The 14,474-nt window shown below is 70.7% G+C and carries 11 protein-coding genes and 1 pseudogene; 6 read left to right on the top strand and 6 right to left on the bottom strand.

Annotated elements, in window-relative coordinates:
- Positions 1-569 precede the first annotated feature (569 nt).
- From L1857_RS22310 to L1857_RS22295, 4 genes and pseudogenes are all read left to right on the top strand, one after another.
- Complete coding sequence (locus L1857_RS22310; RefSeq protein ID WP_249466189.1) at positions 570-1,529, top strand: YcaO-like family protein; 960 nt, start codon at positions 570-572, stop codon at positions 1,527-1,529.
- The gene (locus L1857_RS22305; protein WP_346009479.1) at positions 1,451-2,800 is read left to right on the top strand and encodes an MFS transporter; all 1,350 of its coding nucleotides are present in this window, start codon (positions 1,451-1,453) and stop codon (positions 2,798-2,800) included. Before L1857_RS22310 ends, L1857_RS22305 begins: the two co-directional genes overlap by 79 nt.
- Before the next feature lie 108 nt (positions 2,801-2,908).
- A pseudogene (locus L1857_RS22300) lies at positions 2,909-4,896 on the top strand (TfuA-like protein).
- Positions 4,893-5,831, top strand: coding sequence for an ATP-grasp domain-containing protein (locus tag L1857_RS22295; protein WP_162831042.1), 939 nt, complete (start codon positions 4,893-4,895; stop codon positions 5,829-5,831). The pseudogene L1857_RS22300 and the gene L1857_RS22295 overlap by 4 nt, the downstream one beginning before the upstream one ends.
- A gap of 497 nt (positions 5,832-6,328) precedes the next feature.
- On the opposite strand, the gene L1857_RS22290 is transcribed toward L1857_RS22295, so the two are convergent.
- From L1857_RS22290 to L1857_RS22270, 6 genes are all read right to left on the bottom strand, one after another.
- On the bottom strand, positions 6,329-8,869 hold the full coding sequence (locus L1857_RS22290; RefSeq protein WP_162831041.1) for a phospholipase D-like domain-containing protein: 2,541 nt from the start codon (positions 8,867-8,869) through the stop codon (positions 6,329-6,331).
- Complete coding sequence (locus L1857_RS22285) at positions 8,862-10,241, bottom strand: hypothetical protein (RefSeq protein WP_162831040.1); 1,380 nt, start codon at positions 10,239-10,241, stop codon at positions 8,862-8,864. Before L1857_RS22285 ends, L1857_RS22290 begins: the two co-directional genes overlap by 8 nt.
- A 224-nt stretch (positions 10,242-10,465) precedes the next feature.
- Entirely contained in the window at positions 10,466-10,867 is a 402-nt protein-coding gene (locus L1857_RS22280; RefSeq protein ID WP_094002567.1) for a PGPGW domain-containing protein, read from the bottom strand.
- Between the two features lie 6 nt (positions 10,868-10,873).
- Positions 10,874-11,542 (bottom strand): FAD-dependent monooxygenase, encoded by a 669-nt coding sequence (locus tag L1857_RS35760; RefSeq protein WP_429727775.1) that lies wholly within the window; start codon positions 11,540-11,542, stop codon positions 10,874-10,876.
- A 108-nt stretch (positions 11,543-11,650) separates the two neighbouring features.
- Entirely contained in the window at positions 11,651-11,818 is a 168-nt protein-coding gene (locus L1857_RS22275) for a hypothetical protein (protein ID WP_162831039.1), read from the bottom strand.
- Positions 11,819-11,919: 101 nt separating this feature from the next.
- Complete coding sequence (locus tag L1857_RS22270) at positions 11,920-13,464, bottom strand: PucR family transcriptional regulator (protein WP_249466186.1); 1,545 nt, start codon at positions 13,462-13,464, stop codon at positions 11,920-11,922.
- Between L1857_RS22270 and uraD the strand changes: the two genes are divergently transcribed.
- Positions 13,439-14,152: a 2-oxo-4-hydroxy-4-carboxy-5-ureidoimidazoline decarboxylase gene (gene uraD, locus L1857_RS22265; protein WP_346009478.1), complete on the top strand. Its 714-nt coding sequence runs from the start codon at positions 13,439-13,441 to the stop codon at positions 14,150-14,152. The genes L1857_RS22270 and uraD overlap by 26 nt on opposite strands.
- Entirely contained in the window at positions 14,149-14,463 is a 315-nt protein-coding gene (gene uraH / locus L1857_RS22260) for a hydroxyisourate hydrolase (protein ID WP_116110580.1), read from the top strand. Before uraD ends, uraH begins: the two co-directional genes overlap by 4 nt.
- Positions 14,464-14,474: the final 11 nt, after the last annotated feature.

Below are 14,474 nucleotides of genomic sequence, written 5' to 3'. Positions count from 1 at the left end.
GTGTCATGGCTGGTTCGGTGCGATTTTGCGGTATGACCGACAACGTGTTTGGCAGGCTCAATACTTGCCGGACGACGATTCCTTAGCCTATCTTGATTTCCATTCGGTCTTGACCTTACGACCGGATGCATGGTGGCGAACCGGTGAAATCGGAGTGTGACGTTACCTCGCGCGCCTCGTCGGTGAATTGTGGCTGCCAGTTCCGATCGGTATCAACGCTTGCTTTGTCTGAATTGTCGAATTGTGCGGTTCGGCACTGATTGGGTCGAGGCCGCCCGGTATCCGGTCCTGCCGAACGGCATCGAGACCAGCGATCAGTGACCCGTCTGCAGCAAGACTCGCGGTTCACCCGACTTGAGTCCCCAACCTGGTTGTACGTTGATGTCCCTTGCGTGATACCTCGAATGAGGCGAGGAGGTCATGTCGAGATCGGTGAAAGATTCGGTGCACAGCGTCGGTGCCGCATCCGCCGCGCTAACCGTGAGGCGCGCCTGACGGGCAGAGTGGGTCGTGCCTGCCGGGCGGACGAGACGTTCGCGCGGTTCCGGCGTCTGATGCCGTCGGCAGGCGTGACTCGTCTCGCCGATGTGACCGGTTTGGATGTGCTGGGCATCCCGGTGTGCCTCGCTGTGCGGCCCCTTGCCCGTTCGCTGGCCGTGAGCGTCGGCAAGGGCATGGACACCGCCTCCGCGCGAACAGCAGCGCTGATGGAGAGCCTGGAGGTCCGGCATGCGGAGAACATCGACGCGGCGGGCCAAGTGGCGTCGTTCGAGGAGTTGACGGAGGTCGTGTCGCTGGACTTCCGGCTCGACAGCCTGACCGCGCCCTGGCTCGCCCGCAACTCGAATGGTCTGGCGTCGGGCAACACCCGGCCGGAGGCGATGCTGCACGCGCTGTGCGAGGTGATCGAGCGCGATGCGGAATGGCGGTGGGGGACCAGTGACGACGAGCGGCGCATCGCGTTGGACACGGTGCGAGACCCCGGATGCCGGTGGCTGCTGGACCGCTTCGCCGCACGCGGGGTGTACGTCGCCGCCTGGAACATCACCAGTGCCGCCGGGCTCCCCGCAGTGGGCTGCGTCGTCCTGCCGGACCCCGACGAGGCCGAGTGGTTCGGGACGGGGGTCCACGACGGTTTCTGCTGCCGCATGGAACCGGCCGCGGCCTTGGCCCCCGCGCTGCAGGAGGCCGCGCAGAAGAGGCTGACCTACATCTCCGGCAGCCGGGACGACGTCACCAGGGAGGAGATGGCCAGGGCCCACGACATCGGCCTGGTCCGGCGAGTGTGGACTGACCTGCACAGGGGAGGCGAGCGGATCGACTTCGCGACCTTGCGGTCGTACCCGCGTGGAAGCGCTGGCTCCGATGTCGCGGTGGCCGCGGAGGCACTCCGGCGTGCTGGATTCGAGCGGATCGTCGTCCTCGACGTGGGCGGCGCCGATCCGGGCCCGTGGGTGGTGAAGGTGGTCGTACCCGGCGCGTACGGCCCCTACGGCTCCGCGCTGGCCCCGGTGAGGCCAGTGGCGTGAGCACAGCCGGGCGGGATTTCCGATGGCTTTGGACGGGTCAGACCGTGTCACTGATCGGCGATCAGGTGTCTGCCTTCGTGCTGCCGACTGTCGCCGTGGTGGTGCTGCACGCGGGCAGCGTCGAGGTCGGCGCGCTCAATGCGATCGCCTCCGCGGCCTATCCGGTGCTGGGGCTGTTCGTCGGGGTGCTCATGGACCGCGTCCGCCGCCGTCCCGCCATGATCACGGCCGATCTGGTGCGGTGCGCGGCTTTCGCGACGCTTCCGGTAGCCGCGGCCTCCGGCGTTCTGTCCCTCGCCCAGCTGTATGTCGTGGCAGCGGTGGCGGGGGTCTTCTCGGTCCTCTTCGACGTGGCCTACCAGTCGTATCTGCCCACGCTCCGGTCCGGGGAGCCGCTGGCGCGGGGGAACGCGCGCCTGGAGATGTCGAGCAGCGTCTCCCGGCTGATCGGGCCCGTGCCCGGTGGGGCGTTGCTGCAGGCATTGGCCGCCGCCGGCGCCCTGGCGGTGAACGCGCTGTCCTTTCTCGCATCGGTGGCCGGGGTCGTTCTCGTCCGCGCACCCGAACCCACCCCGGGTTCGCACGGCGCGAGGACCGGTGTGTGGCGTTCGATCGCCGAGGGCTTGCGCTTCCTGTGGGGACACCCCCTCCTGCGCCCGCTCACCGTGGCAGCGGGACTGCGCAACCTGGGGATGAGCGCGGTGCGGACGGTGCTGGTGCTCTTCCTGTACCGGGCACTCGCGCTGTCCCCGGGGGTCGCCGGAGCCCTCTTCACCGCCGGGGCTGTCGCCGCGGTGGCTGGAGCGATGCTGAGCGGCTGGCTGGCCGGGCGTCTGGGGGTCGGCCGCACCTTGTTGCTGACCGGGTGCGAGGGGCTGGCGTGGCTGGCCGTGCCGTTGGCGCTGGTGTTGCCGCCGGTTGGCATCGTGGTGACCGTGATGGTGGTGTCGTCGCTGTGGCTGCCGATCTGGAACGCCGTCGTCACCACGCTGCGCCAGCAGGTCACGGAAGCCCGTCTGCTGGGCCGGGTGCATGCGACCGCTCGGACGATCAACCTGAGCACGATTCCTCTCGGCGCCTTGGCGGGCGGCGCGCTGGCCCAGCTTCTCGCGGACGCGTACGGCGACCGCACGGGCCTGACCCTGGCCCTGGTCCTCTGCGCCGCGGTCGCCACGTTGTCGCTCCCCAGCCTGCTGGTCGCCGGCATCGCCCGCATTCGCCACTACCCGAGCCCGGCCCCGGTCTCCGGCGGGACCGCGGAAGGAGGCTGACTTGCACGGTTGCGTTTTCGTCGGACCCACTCTCGGCGCCGGGGAAGCCGAACGCGTCGCCGGCCTGACCGCACTCCCCCAGCTTCGGCCGGTGACGTCTACCGCGCCGTGGAGGCGGGGTACCGCACGCTTCTCCTGATCGACGGGTACTTCCACCAGGTGCCCAGCGTTCAGCACAAGGAGATCCTCTACGCCCTCCACCAAGGGCTGGCGGTGTTCGGCTGCTCCAGCATGGGCGCCCTGCGCGCCGCGGAACTGGCGGACTTCGGGATGGTCGGTATCGGGCGCGTCTTCCGCCGTACCGTGACGGCACTCTCACCGACGACGACGAGGTTGCCGTCGCCCATGGTGACGCCGGTTCCGGCTACCAGACCCTGTCCGTGCCGATGGTGACGATCCGCCACGCCGCCGGGCTGGTCCGAGCCGAGGGCGTGCTGGGACCCGATTCCGCCGGCACCCTGGTCCGGCTGGCCAAATCCCTGTTCTACGCGGACCGTCACTGGACCAGCCTGGCCGAGCAGGCTCGGCAGGCGGGCATTCCCCGAGACCAGCTCGAGGACTGGGTCGCTTCGTGGCCGCCCGGAAACCCGACGTCAAACGCGACGACGCATTCGAAGCCCTGGACGCGGTTGCCCGGAATCCAGGGGCCCTTTCCAGGACGCGGCGCCCGTCTTTCGAACCGACCCACCACTGGGCGGAGTTCGTACGCCAGGAAACGCCCTGAACCCGCCTCCGGAGGTGTGCACGTGGCAGGCAAGGAGATTCTCGGGATCATCGACGATCTGCCGGCAGAGGACTTCACGGCGCTGGCCGACCGCCTGGGTACCGAACTGTGGAACGCCGGCGTCCACTTCGAGGGACGACCCTATCCGGCCAGTCCCCGCCCCTTGGTGCTGTCCGCGGAGGAAGCGGCAGCGGTTACTGACGCGGCGCGGGAACTGCACGCACTCCTCGAACGAGTCGCGGCGCTGTACCGCGAACACGCCGACGTGCGCGAGTTCTTCCCCCGATACGCGCACGCGGAGCACTGGCTGGCCGCCGACACCGGAACCCGTCCGGACGTCTTCGTGTGCCGCTTCGACGGGGCGCTGGTCGACGGCCGGTTCCGCATTATGGAGACCAACACGGCCTGCCCGGGAGGCGTGATCCAGAACGGCATCGTCCACCGCCGCTGGGCGCAGGCGGTGAGCGAAGAACTGGGCCTGGATCTGACGCCGTTCACCGATCCGCCCCAGGCGCAGGACACTGGGCTGTTCGTTCGCCGTCTGGTCGCACTGCACGAACGGAAGACCGGCCGGTTCCCTGAGTCGGCGGCTGTGGTCCAGTTGCGCGGCAAGTACGCCAACGAGGTCGACTGGATCAGCGAGGGGCTGACCGCCGCCGGGGTGGAGACCGAGATCGCCGACGCCCGCTCCTTCGTGCGCTCCCGCGAGGGCACTGTCCTCCTGAACGGGCGACGCATCGACCTCGCTTACAACAAGCTCGACCAGGTCGACCTCATCCGTACGCCGGAGGCCGTCGCCTACCTCGACGCAGCGGCGGCTGGTGACGTCACCTTCGTCAACGGGTTGCTGGCCCAATGCGTCCTCAACGACAAGTCGGTTCTCGCCCTGCTCACGGACGAGCGGTTCAGGACGCTGTTCGGCCCAGCGGAGCAGGATGTGATCGACCGGCACATACCGTGGACCCGCCGCGTCTCGTCCGGCGCGACGACCGTTCCGGACGGAACACGACACGACCTGGCCGCCTACCTCCGCAAGGACCGTGCCCGGCTGATCATGAAACCGGCCGACAAGACCCGTGGCGAGGGCGTCGTGGTCGGACCGTTCACCGACCAACCCGTGTGGGAGGCGGCCCTCGACACCGCGCTGGCGGCGCCGGACACCTACGTTGTCCAGCGCTATCTCCCTTTGGCGGCAAGCGATTTGCGCCCGTACTCGGGCGGGCGCCGCTGCCGGATGGCGCACGGCATCGACACCTACCTCTTCGACGGGGACTTCGCTGCGTTCCAGTGCCGGGCTTCATTGGACCCCGTGGTCAACATCGGCAGGCGGGAGATGCTGCTGCCGGTGGTCGTGGAGGAGGCCCGCGCATGACGCCGACGGCGCCGGTCTGGCTGCTGGACCGATCCGGAACGCCCTCCTGGGAGATGGCCCGGCTGACACAGCAGCTTGCCGGCCTGGGCATCGAGGCGGCGCCCGTCGACTGGCGGGCACTGGAGCCCGGGGCAGGCAGTGTGCGCCTGCCGTCCGCGCCTGCCTTGGTGCTGGTGCAGTCCCGCGTGGCTACCCGCCACACCGGTGGTGATCTGGCCCTCCTCTACGACTGGCTCGACCACCTGACGGATGGCGGCAGCCGCGTGGTCAACCGGGTGGCGGACATGCGCCGCTGCCGCAACAAGGTGCGGCAGGCCGCGACGCTGGAGGCTGCGGGCTTGCCCGTACCCGAGACCCGGGTCGTCGGAACACTGGGCGCTGTCGAGGAGTGCCTCGCGGAGTGGGGCGAGGTGGTGCTCAAACCGGTGATCGGCCACGCCTCCATCGACATGACGCATCTGCGCGCTCACGGTCCGAGCGGCACGGAGGCCGATCTCCTCGGCCTGCGCGAGGAGATCGTCGTATGGCATCTGCTCCAGGAGCGGAAAGTCTTGTGTGCACAGCCCTTCGTCCCGAATCCGGGCCGCGACGTACGGGTCACCGTCGTCGGCCGGACCGTTGTCGCGTGCGTGTATCAACACAGCACCGCACCCGACAAACGGGTACGCCACCATCTGTACCCCATCCGCTGGGAGCAGGTCGAACTCACCGCGCGGATCCGGGACATCAGCGTGCGTGCTGTCGCCGCGCTCGGCCTCGATCTGGCGTCGATCGACCTGGTGGAGGGACCGGACGGTCCGGTCGTCATCGAAGTCAACGAGGGCATCTCGACGTGGCGGCGCATCGAGGAGTCCTACGGCGGCCTGACATCGGCCGGGATGACCCGCGTGATCGCGGACCACCTCGCAGGGCTCCTCGACTCCGCGGCGGTCTAGAAGATTTTCGAGGTTCTTTCCCTGAGCCGGCGTTTGTTCGGATGAGGGGTGGCACTGCCGGCGCTTCGGCTGCACCACGTGGTTGCGGCCGCCGGCCTTCGCTGCCTTCTTCGCACGGACGGCCATTTCCACGAGCTCGCCGAGGTGGTTGCCGTGTGCCGGGCTGGAGACGACGCCGACGGCGATGGTGCAGGGGGGCGTGTCGCGGCCGAGTCGCGGGCTTTCGGTGGGAGCGTGCAGAAACTGCTGTCCACTGTCGACGAGCAATGACCAGCCGCCGTGCGGCCGGATGGCCGGCCAGCTGGTCGCCGCACGGTCTCGCACCGCCGCTGCCATTCGGCGGTCGCGGAGGTGCGAACCTGATCCGGCTCGCAGCCGCCGCGTAGACGGGCGACCCGGGGAGGTGCAGCGAATTCGGCCGGGCGGGAGGTCCCCAGCCCTGCCGGGCCCCGGTCTTCTGTCGAGCGCGCTGTCCCGTCGTTCCGCGGTGCGCCAGCTCAGCGATCGTCGGCGGTCCGGGCGCAACGAAGCCCTTTAGTGAGGTCTACGCCCATGTCTCGCAAGATGTCTACCGCCTCGGGTATCGGATGGACGCCTGCCGCGCGCCTGACTCGCTCCGCCAAGGTGAAGTCGCGCGCTTCCAGGATGGCTCGCGGGGTGATTCGCTGGTTGCAGCGGTAGTGGTTCCAGACAACCAGGTCGCCGTTCGGTTGGATACGGAACAGATCGGGGTTTCGCCACACCAGGAGGACCCAGCCCTTCGCGGTGCCGTGCGCCCAAGCTGCCACCCGGGTTGTCTGCGCTGCGGCGACGGCCGCCAGCGCGACGAACACCGGGCTCGGCCAGTCCCCCAGGACGTGGATCACCGCTGGGTGGTCCGCGTGGGCGACCCGGCCCTGCTCCTCCAGAGCGGACAACGCGTCGTTGACAGGGTCGGCTTGGACGACCTTCTCGGCGACCGCGTACACCGCGCCGGGGCTCAAAGCGGTTCCGAAGTGCTTCTCGAGTTCGGAACTGTACTCGGCGACGATGTCGGCGTCCATCGCAGGCAACAGGTGCTCGACGGCGCGGGCCACTGCCGCATACCGCAACGCGTTTTCGCTGCCGTGGTCGTAGCTCGGAACGCACCAGCGCAACAAGGCCAGACCCACCGCGGCGATGCTGGCCATCTGGGCCTCCGCCTCCGGGGGCGGGTCTTCGGCTTGCTGAAAGTCCACGAGCAGGTCGGCCACGAGCGGGAACCAGGAGTCGTCGTCCCACACCTCCATGGCGATCAGGGTGAACATCATGCGGACGGGCAGCAACCGGTCGACCGTGGCGATCACGTCCTGAGTCGCGGCCAGCTTCAGTGCCCACCGGCGCAGTGTGCGCCGCTGCTTCTCGGCGAGTCCCTGTGGTGGGCCATCGGGATCGTTCTGGACGGCGTCGACGGACTCGGCGGTCTCCTCCTCCAGGCCGGCTTCGGTCTCGTCGGCGTCCAAGTCCTCCGACCAGATCCCGGTGTCGACGCGGTCGTCTCGCTTGCGGGCCAGTGCGAGGTCGACCAGCGTCACACCGAGCCGGTCGTCGGCGATAGCGACCTCCTTCTGCCAGGCGGCCTGGGTGTGCAGCGAGGCCGTGGACGCGCGAAGTTCGCGCATCGCGCGACGCAACGCTGCGAGGTCCTCCAGGAACCGCTCGGCCAAGGTGCTGTTGGCGATCAGGTCGGTCAGGGTCGGCGGTTGCCTGACTGGGCTGGTTGTTACCGTCCGCGTGGCGCGGGCCAGGTCGAGGACCGGAACGAACGGGCCGGCGACGGCTTCGGCGTCGACGAGCCGCACGTGGCTGCCGGGCGTGCAGTCGCGCTCGACCATGACCTCCAGCGTGCCAGGTCCGACTTCGGCGATGGCCGTCCAGTCGTCCGGCGGGCGGCTGATATCGGACAACTCCAGCCTGCCGGTGCGGTTCAGGGCCGAAACCAGCTGGACGTGGAGTGCACCGTCGACGAGGGTCGCGCCGAGCAGACGCGGCCCTGGCGCCGGTGCGGGCAACGAGATTCGGGCGGGCTGCACCGCTCTCGCCGGCACAGGCGAGAAGTGCGGCATCAACGTCGCCTCCACCGTGCTCAGCACGGCCAGCTCGCAGTTTCCGCCCGCACCGGTCACGCGTCGCAGGGCCGCTGACGAGAGGTTCGCACTGCCGGTCAAGGCGAACGTCTGGTCCTCCACTGTCCATTCGATCAGCTTGCCGTGGCGGTATCGCGGCTCCAGGTCCGCGACCAGCGTGCCACCGGTGTCGATGATCAGCTCTTCCAACGCGGGCGCGTCGACCACGGTGCGGCCGGGCTGGTACGCGACAGTGAAGTGCCTGGGGCGCATGCGTTCCACGAGGGCGTGGAGCGCGGCGGCACCCCGGTCGTGGAAAGGAGCTGACACCCGCAGGTGATCGACCGGGCCTTCGGGAAGTTGTCCCAGCAGAGGCTCGTGGAGATTGTCGAGCACGGAAGGGCTGTTCGCCGTGACCGGGAAGGTCTCCAGTTGATCGGCGGCGCTGCGCAGAGCTTCGATCACGCCGCGCGAGAAACGGACGTGGCCGGGAAGAGCGCGCATCCACGCGGAAACGCTGTGGACAGCGGCGGGGACGCCTTCCGTGCCGCCTCGGAGGACTGTCCACAGCTCGGCGTTGTCCTGCCACCCGGCGAGTGTCGTGTTGCCGGACCCGACCGCGACCAGGCACTCCCGGTCGCCGGCCAGCACGATGACCTTGGGGTGGAAGGCGCCGGAGGTGACCGCCAAGCCCGCCAGGTAGGCGCGGCCGGCCTGCCGCACGGCACGGGGGTCCGGTCTGGCCGCGCCGGCGTCCCCGACGACCGTGACGCGTGAGCCCAGACCGCGGACCAGACCGAGCACCTGGGACTCGAAGAAGCCCAGGTCGAGTGTGTAGCTGAGGAAGATCGCGTGGTTGAGGCGCCAGCGGCCGCGTTCGGCCTGCAGGATCCAGGTCAGCGGCGAAGCCGCGCCCTCGCGAACGTTGCCGGCGATCGTGTGCTCGTCAGACAAGGAGATCACGTCCCAGGGCGGTGACCGTGATCCTGCCGCCGACGTCGGCGAAGACGCCGGACCCCACGAGCACGTTGCCCAGCTGAGCCAGCCGCAGGCTCACCCGTCCACGCCCCTCTGCACCGGTCTTGTAGAGCCAACCACCGTCGAGCGAACGGACGCGGCCGGGAAACCACAGAGTCCCGTCTGCCTTCCGGCGGGTCTTCATGAGCGCAACCCGCTCGCTCCGGGCGAGCAGCTGTCTGACCAGACGGTCCGCGAACGCGTGCAGGGAGTGCGATCGCTGCGCGTCCAGGTTCGCGGCCAGCCAGGCGGGCGTCAGTTCGTGGTCGGGGCTGCCTGCGAACACCTTTCGGATTTCACCGGTGAGCTCCGAGACTCGGGCCGCGTTGGCGCACAGCACACGCAAGTCCGCCGCGGGGGCGCCGTAGCCGTCATACAGGCTGACCTCAGCGGGTGCGGGCGCACCATCGGGTCCGGTGGTAGAGGGAAGCTCGGACAACCAGGCGCCCACGGTGCCTGCCGGCAACTCGGCAAGGAGCGCGGCCACCACGTCATCGATGTGGGTCACGTCGACCACCTGGTCGACCAGCCACGCCCAGAGCCGCCGCCACGCCGAGACAGCGTGATTGCGGAGGGTGACACCACGCCACCGGTGTGCGACCGGGCTGGCTGCCGCAACGGTGTCGGTGCTGAGGAAGACACCGAAGGCGAGGATGTCCGTCACCTGCTCGGTGAGGTTCCGGATGTCGTGGGTGTCGACGATCCGCGCCAGCAGCCGGATCGTTTCCCGCCGGGACAAGGTGGCCTCGTCCTCGGCGATGCGCTCATCCTTGCCACACAACAGCCGCGCCAGCCATCGACCGTCGGGCCGTCCCGGCCCGGCGCAGATGCAGAGGCCGGTGTCTTGAGCTAGATCCGACAAGGTGAGTTCGTCTTCGCGGGCCAGGTCCAGCAACCTGCCGATACCGCCGCGGACCGCGACGTCGTCGTACGTTTCTCCGGGACCTCTTGTTTGATCAAGCACGCCGAGCGTCACCTCGGAACCGAGGTATGCGCCGGAGAATCCCCAGGAGTTCCTGGCGTAGCCGCCGACAGCGGACGCCTCTTCCATGACGAGCGTCCCGCCGCGGAGGCGCTGCGCCAGTGAATCGGTGCCGTGCGCCCGGCCTGTCGGCGAGTCGTGTCCACCGTGGTGGACGAAGGAGACCGCCGCCGCCGCGACTTCCGTCCGTCGAAGCAGATCCGTGGTCGCGTCCTTGTCGAGCCCTCTCGCCTGAGCCTCGGCCATCACCATGCCGTGGATCGCGAAGTACCGCGCATGCGGTGTCACGGTCGTCACCCCGGGCACCAACTGCGCTGCCTGCGCCATCACTGGCTGCTCGACAGCCAACGGGTACTTCCCGGCACCGGCGCCCAAACCAACGGCGCTCCACGCCGGCCCGTCGACTCCCACCCGATCCCCTTCCACTTTCGGAGGTGATCGCGCGACGAGCTGGAATTGTTGCTTGCTGCAGGTCAGAGCGGTCTCCGTACGCCACCAGGCTATAGGCGTGCCCGGGCTGGGTCTGGCGTCCATCGACCTGGTGGAGGGGGCTAGGGAGAGGTCCGCGAGGTGGTGCGGCGCGCACGTACCCGGCGGTGGCTCCAGGCCAGCAGGCCGAGCAGGACGAGGCCGGACAGGATCAGGCTCGATCCGGTGCTCCACCCGCTCAGCGGCAGCGATCGCACGAAACCCCAGACCAGCCCCGCAGTGATGAGCAGCAGTCCGGCGGTCACGGAGCCCGCGATCCGCAGCGGTGAGGACACGCTGTCCTCGGCGGCCTTCATCGCTCGCGAGCGCACCGGGTCGACGTAGCGTTCCAGCGCGGGGAACTCCGAGGCCAGCACGACCAGCCCCGCGAGCACCAGCAGCAGCCCGGGGCCGGGAAGCACCAGCAGCAGCACCCCGACACCGAGAAGCAGGACGCCTGCCACGGCGATGACCGCTCGTTTCATCCGTCGTCAGCTCCCTGGCCCTGGTTGTCCCGGTCGGGTGCCAGTCTGCCCCAGTTCACCCGGCGACGCCCGTTCTGGCGCCCAGTTGTCCCGTGTGGACAGCGGTGCGGTCACCGGGCCGCGCGGAACGCCTCCTCCGCTTCGTCGATCGCCGCGAGCTGGGCGATGATCTCCCCGGAGGAGGATTCGCCGACGTGCGGTCGAGGATCGCGTCGCGGAGTGGTCGGAGTGGGCCGGTGCGTGGTGGAAGAGCCGGCCGAGCACGCAGGCCTGCTGCACCTGCCGGGCGGTGTGCGGTTTGCGCGGTGCTTCGAAAGCGTCGAGCGCGGCACGCACCGCGGCGTAGTCGGACAGGTCGGCCCCGGCCAGGCGGCGGCCGAGGAAGTAGCCGTCCTCGGTGGCCATGCCCGCGCCGTAGGCGGCGTAGGGGCTCGTGGCGTGTGCGGCGTCCCCGACGAGGGTGGCCCGGCGCTTCGACCACTGCCGGAGCGGTGTGCGGCGCGCGGGTCGCCGGTGAACCCGGTGCGGGCGTCGTGCGCGCCGAGGACCCACCACTGGAACCCGTCGCGGCCCTTGTCGGGGATGGACGTCCAGCTGCCCTGCACGGTGCGCCCGTGCGAGACGATGCACAGCCCGCGCTGGGCGGTGACGCCCTCGTCGCAGGGCGGCGGCCATGCCGGCCGGGCCGGCGCCGATGACGGGGCCCGGCCGCGCCTGGTCGGGGTGGCGCTCATGGTGATCTCCTCGTCGAGATGTGCGGGCGGGTTCGTTGGACGCCGCGGGTCAGGAGCTGGGGACTTCGTGGACGGCCACGGCCGGTTCGCCGTCGATCAGGTCGCCGATCCGGGCCAGGAACGCCTGGGTGTGGGGGAGCGTCAGGTGCGCGTCGAGGTCACCGGTTTCCCCCCGTCGCCCGGGCCGGGCACGAGCACTTCCGATCACGATCAGCACGCGTGGTGAATGCATCCGGGCCGGCCGGTGATCCGTCCGCCGAGTCGCTGGCCGTCCGGCCGCCGCTGCAGCGCCGGCTCGTGATCCACCTCAGGCCGCGGTCAGGGCTGGTCGAGCGCCAGGTAGAGGTCCACGCGGTCGGCGAACCGGGTCAGGTCGCGGCGGGTCAGTTCGCCGATCTTGCCGATCCGGTACCGCAGCGTGTTGACGTGCACGTGCAGCTCCGCCGCGGTCTGGGCCCACGAGCCGGAGTTGTCCAGGAACACCCGCAGGGTGTGGACCAGCTCCGACCGGTGCTCCTCGTCGTAGGCGAGGAGCGGGCCGAGGACCCGGGCGCGGAACGAGCGGCGCAGCTCGCCCGGGACGGCGGCCAGCAACAGCAGGTGTGAGGCCACCTCGTCACCGGCCACGACCTTCGCCCGCGCCTCCGACAGCTCCGCGAGCCGGCGGGCCTGCCGGGCCTCCTGCACCGCCGCGCGCAGGCCTCCCGAGTCGGGCGCGTGGCTGATCCCCACGGCCAGCCCGGCGGAGCCCAGCGCCGGTTCGATGACGCCCACCGCGTCGCGCACCGCGGCGGCCAGCGTGTCGTCCTCGCCCGGTGCGCAGCCCGCCAGCAGCCCGAACACCTCGCCGTCCACCACCCCGACCAGCGTGGCGGACTGCACCGGCGCCACCAGCTCCTCGGCGATCACCGACGCCAGCCCCGGCCCGCCGCCGCGCACCCGCACCGACAGCGCGGCGATCGGCTCGGCGGGCCGGAACTCCGCGGCCGCCAGCCGGGAGTCGATCTCCGCCTGGGTGCCGTGCTCGGACAGTGCCAGCCGCAGCAACGGCTCGGCCGCCCGGTTCTCGATGCGCTTGGCGTCGTCCAACCGGGACCGTTCGACGCCGACCAGCGTCGCGAACTCCGTCGCGATCTCGTGCCGGTCCCGCTCCCACGACCGGTGGTCCCCGGCCACCACGAGGAACCAGCTCGCCACCCGGTGACCGGCCTTGCTCGCCGCGGGCAGCAGCGACACCGGCCCGCCCGGGCGGGACACCACCCGGGGCAGCCGGTCCGCCAGCAGGAACCGGCGGGCCAGCGCGGTCGGATCCGCCAGCTCCCCGGTGCCGGCCACCACCCGGCCGGTCGAGGTCAGCACCCAGCAGCCGGCGCCCAGCTCCGCCGCCCCCGCCTCGACCAGCGCCGTCAGCCCGCCGCCCCCGGCCACGGCGTTGACCAGCCGCCGGTGCCGGTCCAGCGCCTGCCCGCTCGCCCCGCTGCCCGCCCGTTCGGCCGCCAGGCCCAGGATCGCCCGCTCGGAGATCGTGGCGAACGAGACGGTGACCGGCACCTCGAACAACGGCAGCCGGTGCGTGCGGCACGCGTTGACCACGTAGTCCGGCACCGGCCCGCCCACCTCGGCGGTACCGGCGCCCAGCGCCACCACACCCGCCTCGGCCAGGCCGCCGATGAACGCGTCGGCGTCGGCCTGGCCCTGCAGCCACTGCATGCTGGACAGCACCAGCTCACCGCCGTAGAGGTAGCGGCGGGGGTCGCGCAGCGTCGCGGTGAGCACCCGCGTGAACTCGCGATCCACCTGGTCCTCGCCGGCCAACAGGGTCAGCCCGAGGTCGGCGATGTCCAGCAGGGCGTGCAGCCGCACGATGTGGCCTCCCGATCGTCGGACCGCCACTGTGTCCCCGCGGCGGCGCGTCGTCACTTGGAGGAAAGCACAAAAACCGGCCCGTGGGGACCGTCACCTTTCGGCGATTCCGCCGCTGGCCGCTGCCGGACCCCGGAGTGTGTACTGCTTCACAGTTCAGCCGGAGCAGACGAGGAGGTGGCCGGTGCTCCAGCAATTCCACGCACTGCCGGCCGAGGAGGCCGAGCGTGAGCTGCGGGCCTGCTGCGCCGCGCGGGACTGGGCCGCGCAGGTCGCGGCCGGCCGCCCCTACGCCGACGTGGACGCGGTGTGCGCGGCGGCCGACGCGGCCCTGGCCGATCTGGACTGGGCGGGGATCACCGAGGCGCTGGCCGCGCACCCCCGCATCGGCGACCGGGCCGGCGGCACCGGCCGGGAGGCGGCGTGGTCGCGCCAGGAGCAGGAGGCCGCGGCCACCGGCGACGAGGCGGTCCGGCGGGAACTCGCCGAGGCGAACGCGGAGTACGAGCGCCGCTTCGGCCGGGTGTTCCTGATCTGCGCCGCCGGGCTGCCCGCCGCGACGATCCTCGGCCGGCTGCGCGAGCGGCTGGGCCACGACGAGGAGACCGAACGGGCCGTGGTGCGCGAGGAGCTGCGCGAGATCGTGCGGCTCCGCGTGCGCCGGTGGCTGGCAGGGGAGACGCGATGAGCCTGTCCACGCACGTCCTCGACGCCGCGCGGGGCCGGCCCGCGGCGGGTGTCGTGGTGCGGCTGGAGCGGCACGACGGTCAGGGCTGGGACCTGCTGGCCGAGGCCCGCACCGACGACGACGGCCGCATCCGCGGCTGGCGCACCGGTCCCGGCACGCACCGGCTGGTGTTCGACACCGGCGGCTACCTCGGCCCGGACGCCTTCTACCCGGAGGCGGTGGTGACCTTCCGGGTCGGCGACCCGGACGAGCACTACCACGTCCCGCTCCTGCTGAGCCCCTTCGCCTTCTCCACCTACCGCGGCAGTTAGACCACAAAGGA

Source organism: Amycolatopsis thermalba (assembly GCF_023376025.1).
GTDB classification, from domain to species: Bacteria; Actinomycetota; Actinomycetes; order Mycobacteriales; family Pseudonocardiaceae; genus Amycolatopsis_E; species Amycolatopsis_E thermalba.
This window is presented reverse-complemented; position numbering and strand designations above follow the sequence as displayed.